We start from the raw sequence: 6,065 nt of genomic DNA on the forward strand, positions 1-6,065 counted from the left end.
ACGCCAGCACGACCGAGTACAAGCCCACGTCGGCGAGGTTCCGGCGATCGCCTCTCGTGAACGGCACCCGTTGCGGCCACGGTGGCACGCAGCAGTTCGACGGTGCGGCGCAGCTCGCGCAGTGCGTCGCGGCCGGTCCCGGCGATGGTGGACAGGGCTTGTTCGGCGGCGTCGGGGTCGCGGCGCAACGCGAAGCGGGCCCCGTCGGCCTGCACGATGATGACGCTCACGGCGTGCGCGACCACGTCGTGCAGTTCGCGCGCGATGCGGGTGCGTTCGGCGGCGACCGCGTCGTGGGCGCGGCGTTCCCGGTCGTAGTCGGCGACGGCCAGCCGTGCGGCGACCTCCGCGTCGTAGGCGTGGCGCGCGCCCACGAATTCGGCCAGCGTCCAGCACAGCGCGTAGTAGAGCGCGGTGAACGCGATATCGGTCCCCGAGGGCTTACCGATCGCGGCGGCCGAGATGAGGCTGTCGAGGACGAGGATGCCCAGGTAGACGAGCCCTTGGCGGCGGCCGACATACGCGACGAGGGTGTAGAGCATGATGCCCAGCCCCAGCAGCGCGGGATGCACCGACTTGTCCCCCACGGCCCCGTGCACCGCCGACGCGCTGATCGACAGCAGCACCATGGCGATGGCCGCGGCCCGGGTGTGGGTGCGCCGGAACACGATCGGCACCACCAACACCACACTCAGCACCAGATAGGTCGCCTTGTAGGTGCTGTTGTTCACGGCCAGCACGTCGATGCCCAGCAACAGCAGGGCCAGAATCGTATCGGTGATGAGGGGTTTGCCCCGCAACCACAAACTGAACCGGCGCACCCACCCACCCTACGGGCCTCGTCCTGTACGGCTCGTCATGCGATCCACGGTTTGATCTTGTGTGGTCGGCTCTGGTTGGGTCGGGCTGTGAGCCTTGCGGACTGGGCGGTCCTACTGACCGCGGCGACGGCGGCCGGTTGGGTCGATGCGGTGGTCGGCGGGGGCGGGCTGATCGTGCTGCCGACGCTGTTCGTGGTGTTGCCGGGGTTGGCTCCGCAGACCGCGTTGGGTACCAACAAGATCGCGGCGTTTTCCGGGACCAGTGCCGCGGTGGTCACCTTCGCGCGCAAGGTGCCGATGCGGTGGAAGGTGCTGTTGCCCGGGGCGGTGATCGCCGCGATCGCGGCCGCCTGCGGGTCGGCGGCGGTCGCGTTGATCGACAAGAAGTACTTCGTGCCGATCGTGATGGTGGTGCTGATCGGGGTCGCGATCTTCGTGACGCTGCGCCCGTCGGTCGGCGTCACCATGGCCACCCATCCCCCGACCCGGCGCAAGACGATCCTGGTGGTGGCGTTGGCGGCCGGGCTGATCGGCCTCTACGACGGCATCCTCGGTCCCGGCACCGGCACCTTCCTGATCATCACCTTCGCCACCCTGCTCGGCACCGAGTTCGTGCGCGCCGCCGCGATGGCGAAGGTGATCAACTGCGGCTCCAACCTCGGCTCGCTGATCTTCCTGGCGAGCACCGGCCATGTGCTGTGGGCCCTGGGCCTGTCGATGGCCGTCGCGAATGTGGCGGGCTCGGTGGCCGGTTCGCGCATGGCCCTGGCGAAGGGCGCGGGTTTCGTGCGGTTGGTGCTGCTGATCGTCGTGGTGGTCATGGTGATCCGGCTGGGCTGGCAGCAGTTCGGCTGACCCGGATCACCCCAGGTCAGATTCGGGCGTCCTCGGGCTGCCGATGCCCGCCGGGCAGCGACCGCGGCCCGCCACCGTCGAAGGTGGAGCGCTGCAAGGATTCCGGGGTGAGCCGATGCACCGTCGCGATGGGCCGGAAGGCTTCCGGATCGGCCTGGTAGGTCTCCGGGCCCGGATGTAGTGGGCCGTCCGACAGCAACGCGGCCTGCTCGCCGGGCAGTTCCCGGGGCTCCGGGGCGGGCTGGGACAGCCACGGCGCCAGCACCTTCGAGGTGGTCTCCTGGATCTTGCGCTGCAGCGCTTCCCCGTCCTCGAGGCCGGGCCGCTGGAACAGCACGGTCAACGCGCCGGAGACCGCGCCGACGACCGCGCCCACCAGGGCGGCCGCGCCGACATCATCGAGTTCCTCAGGGAACGCTCCGCGCAACTGCCGCGCGATCTCCTGCTGGGAGGCCAGCTGCGCGTAGGCGGCGCGACCGGACACGGCGGGCACGGTGCGCGACACCTGGGCCCGCAGCACCGCGATCCGCGCGGCGAGGGTGTCCCCGAGGTGATCACCGGGATTGTCACCGGCCGCGCGCAGCGCACGCAACAGCACCTCGACGGGTCGTTCCCCGGGCCGGCGGGTGGCGATGGCGCGCACGGCGGCCTGCACACGTTCGTCCGGCTCGGGGAACAGTAGTTCCTCTTTGCTGGCGAAGTAGTTGAAGAACGTCCGGGTGCCGACTTCGGCGGCGGCCGCGATATCGGCGACGGTGGTCGCCTCATAACCTCGGCTCTCGAACTGTTCGACGGCGGCTTCGAGCAGGGCTCGGCGGGTGCGTTCCCGTTTACGATCGCGGAGTGCGGATGGCGGCACGCGGGCAGACAGTACGGCATCCGGTCAGCAAAACGTGGCATGTACAGCCGTTGTGCGCGCCGTTTCACGGTGTGCTACATCGCAGTTCGCGCATCGTTGCAGCGTATGCAGGTTTGCGTGGCGTGAATTTCGTTCCGGCTGCGTGGTTTGTTGAACCTCCGGCGTGTCGGCCTCTAGGTTGGATCGGGTGAGCATCGCTACCAAGGTTGTGGACGAGCAGTTCCGCGCGCTGCCGCTGTCCGCGCTCGCCGACGCCGCGCTGGGCGCGGCCCGCGCCGCCGGGGCCGAATACGCCGATCTGCGCGTGCACCGACTTGTGCAGCAGTCCATCCGATTGCGTGACGGCCGCGTCGAATCGGTGTCCGACAGCACCGATCTCGGTTTCGCGGTGCGCGTGATCGTCGACGGCACCTGGGGTTTCGCCTCGCACGCCGACCTCACCGTCGACACCGCCGCCGAGGTGGCGCGTCGCGCGGTGACCGTGGCGCGCACCCTGCGCGGCTTGAATCGTGAACGCGTCGAACTGGCCCCGGAGCCGCGCTACGACGGCGCGGAGTACGTCTCCGCCTACGACCTCGACCCCTTCTCCGTGCCGACCCCGGAGAAAGTGGCGCTGCTGCTGGACTATTCGGAGCGTTTGAAGGCCGCCGACGGCGTCGATCACGTGACGGCGGCGGTGCTGCAGGTCAAGGAGCAGACCTTCTACGCCGACAGTTTCGGCTCCCGCATCACCCAGCAGCGGGTGCGGCTGCACCCGGAGATCGAGGCGATCACCGTCGATCCGTCCGCGGGCGTGTTCGAGACCATGCGCACCCTCGCCGCCCCGGCCGGGCGCGGCTGGGAGTACGTGACCGGCGCGGACGGAACCTTCGACTGGGCAGGCGAACTCGCGCGGATACCGGAGTGGCTGGCCGAGAAGGTGAAGGCCCCCACCGTGACGGCCGGGCCCACCGACCTGGTCATCGACCCCACCAATCTGTGGCTGACCATCCACGAGTCCATCGGCCACGCCACCGAATACGACCGTGCCATCGGCTACGAATCCGCCTACGCGGGCACCTCTTTCGCCACCCCCGACCTGCTCGGCACCCTGCGGTACGGCACCCCGATCATGCACGTGACCGGTGACCGCACCCAGGAGCACGGCCTGGCCAGCGTCGGCTGGGACGACGAGGGCGTGGCCGGGCAGCAGTGGGATCTGGTGCGCGACGGCGTCCTCGTCGGCTACCAGCTCGACCGCGTGTTCGCGCCGCGCCTGGGTCTGGAACGCTCCAACGGCTGCTCCTACGCCGACTCCGCGCACCACGTGCCGATCCAGCGCATGGCCAACGTGTCACTGCAGCCCGATCCCGAGCGCGACACCAGCACCGCCGAACTGATCTCCCGCGTGGAGAACGGCATCTACATCGTCGGCGACAAATCGTGGTCGATCGATATGCAGCGCTACAACTTCCAGTTCACCGGCCAGCGGTTCTTCCGCATCCGCAACGGTGAACTGGCCGGGCAGCTGCGCGATGTCGCCTACCAGGCCACCACCACCGACTTCTGGGGCTCGATGGAGGCCGTCGGCGGCCCCTCGACCTGGGTGCTGGGCGGCGCGTTCAACTGCGGTAAGGCGCAACCCGGTCAGGTGGCCGCCGTCTCGCACGGCTGCCCGTCGGTACTGGTGCGCGGCATCAACATTCTCAATACCCGCGCCGAGGCCGGGCAGTAGGAAGGACCGACCGTGAGTAAGGAGTCGGCACAGTGAGTGTGCTCCCCGCCCCCGACGTCGTCGAACGCGCGCTGCGGTCCTCCCGCGCCGACGAGGCCGTGGTGATCGTCACCGACGCGCACGAGGCCTCGCTGCGGTGGGCCGGAAATTCCATGACCACCAACGGTTCCTCGGTCGCGCGCGACTGGGTGGTGGTCTCGATCTTCCGCGACGGCCCGAACGCCGCCCGGGTCGGCAGCGTCAGCTCCACCAGCGTCGACCCCGCCGACATCGAGGCCGTGGTGCGCGCCAGCGAACAGGCCGCCCGCGACGCCGAACCCGCCCGCGACGCCATGCCGCTCCTGGCCCCCGACGCCGTGGACGCCGACAGCCTCGACAAACTCCTGGAGTGGGAGGGCGAACCGGCGACCACCGATATCGGCGTGTTCACCACCCTCGCCGCCGATCTCGCCATCGGCTTCGACGGCGGCGACCGCCTCTACGGGTTCGCCCACCACCAGATGCACTCCACCTGGCTGGGCACCTCCACCGGGTTGCGGCGGCGCTGGGTGCAGCCGACCGGTTCGGTCGAGATCAACGGAAAACGCGGCACCGGTGCGGAATTGGCCAGCGCCTGGGTCGGCACCGGCACCACCGACTTCGCCGACGTCGACACCCCCGGCCTGCTCGCGGAGCTCTCGCGTCGCCTGGATTGGAGCAAACGCCGCGTCGAGCTGCCCGCGGGCCGCTACGAGACGCTGCTGCCGCCCTCCGCGGTCGCCGACCTGATGATCTATATGAACTGGACGATGGAGGGTCGCGGCGCGCACGAGGGCCACACCGCCTTCGCCCGGGCGGGCGGCACCCGCATCGGCGAGCGGCTCAACACGATTCCGCTGACCCTCTACTCCGATCCGCGTGCCGCCGGGCTCGAGTACCGGCCGTTCGTGGCGACCGGCTCGTCCTCGGAATCACTGTCGGTGTTCGACAACGGCCTGACCGCCCAGCGCACCGACTGGGTCCGCGAGGGTGTCATCGACTCGCTGGTCTACCCGCGCGCCACCGCCGCCGAATTCGACGCCCCCGTCACCCTTCCCGGCGAGAACCTGCTCATGACCGGAGGCACCGACGCGAGCCTGGCGGACATGATCGCGGGCACCGAACGCGGCCTGCTGCTGACCTGCCTGTGGTACATCCGCGAGGTCGACCCGGCCACGCTGCTGCTCACCGGCCTCACCCGCGACGGCGTCTACCTGGTCGAGAACGGCGAGGTCACCGCGGCGGTCAACAACTTCCGCTTCAACGAGAGCCCCCTGGACCTGCTGCGCCGCGTCAGCGAGGCGGGCCGCACCGAGATCACGCTGCCGCGCGAATGGAAGGACTGGTTCACCCGGACGGCCATGCCGCCCTTGCGGATTCCCGACTTCCACATGTCCTCGGTCAGCCAGGCCACCTGAACCCGCCCCGGCCGCGCGCGGGCCGATCCTTCGGTCCGCGTGGGCCGGCGCCTCAGTCCACGCGCGGACCAGCAGCGCCTCAGTCCACGCGCGGGCCAGCGCCTCAGTCCACACGCGGGCGGTGCATGAACCAGTTGGGCACCCCGAGCACCTCGGCTTCGTCGAGCACCGTGAAGCCGAAGCGCTCGTAGAACTTCACGTTCTCCGGCTTGTCGGTCTCGAGATAGGCCGCCGCCCGCCGATCGTCCACGCGGGCACAGAAATCCGTGAGCATGCGGCTGCCGATGCCCTGCCCCTGTAATCCGTCGTCCACGGCGACCGGCCCCAGATGCCAATGGGGTTCGGCGGGGTCGCGGCGCCCCCACGCGTTGATCCAACAA

General features: G+C 69.7%; 6 protein-coding genes and 1 pseudogene. 3 read left to right on the forward strand and 4 right to left on the reverse strand.

The features are described 5' to 3' along the window. On the reverse strand, positions 1-88 hold an 88-nt coding region (locus ACWELQ_RS35400; RefSeq protein WP_452401376.1), incomplete at its 3' end, for a DUF3556 domain-containing protein. Between the two features lie 52 nt (positions 89-140). Then, a pseudogene (locus ACWELQ_RS35405) lies at positions 141-821 on the reverse strand (DUF7134 domain-containing protein); the annotation flags it as partial. A gap of 87 nt (positions 822-908) precedes the next feature. On the opposite strand from ACWELQ_RS35405, the gene ACWELQ_RS35410 reads away from it, so the two are divergent. Further along, entirely contained in the window at positions 909-1,676 is a 768-nt protein-coding gene (locus tag ACWELQ_RS35410) for a TSUP family transporter (protein WP_452401372.1), read from the forward strand. 16 nt (positions 1,677-1,692) lie between these two features. Here the strand turns inward: ACWELQ_RS35410 and ACWELQ_RS35415 are convergent, their stop codons facing one another. After that, a complete protein-coding gene (locus ACWELQ_RS35415; RefSeq protein WP_452401373.1) occupies positions 1,693-2,535 on the reverse strand; it encodes a TetR/AcrR family transcriptional regulator in 843 nt (280 codons plus the stop codon). A 187-nt stretch (positions 2,536-2,722) separates the two neighbouring features. On the opposite strand from ACWELQ_RS35415, the gene ACWELQ_RS35420 reads away from it, so the two are divergent. Further along, positions 2,723-4,249, forward strand: coding sequence for a TldD/PmbA family protein (locus tag ACWELQ_RS35420; protein ID WP_452401374.1), 1,527 nt, complete (start codon positions 2,723-2,725; stop codon positions 4,247-4,249). A 38-nt stretch (positions 4,250-4,287) separates the two neighbouring features. After that, entirely contained in the window at positions 4,288-5,685 is a 1,398-nt protein-coding gene (locus ACWELQ_RS35425) for a metallopeptidase TldD-related protein (protein WP_452401377.1), read from the forward strand. Between the two features lie 103 nt (positions 5,686-5,788). Here ACWELQ_RS35425 and ACWELQ_RS35430 read toward each other — a convergent pair. After that, the coding region (locus ACWELQ_RS35430) for a GNAT family N-acetyltransferase (RefSeq protein WP_452401375.1) at positions 5,789-6,065 on the reverse strand (277 nt) is incomplete at its 5' end.

The organism is Nocardia sp. NPDC004722 (assembly GCF_053601505.1).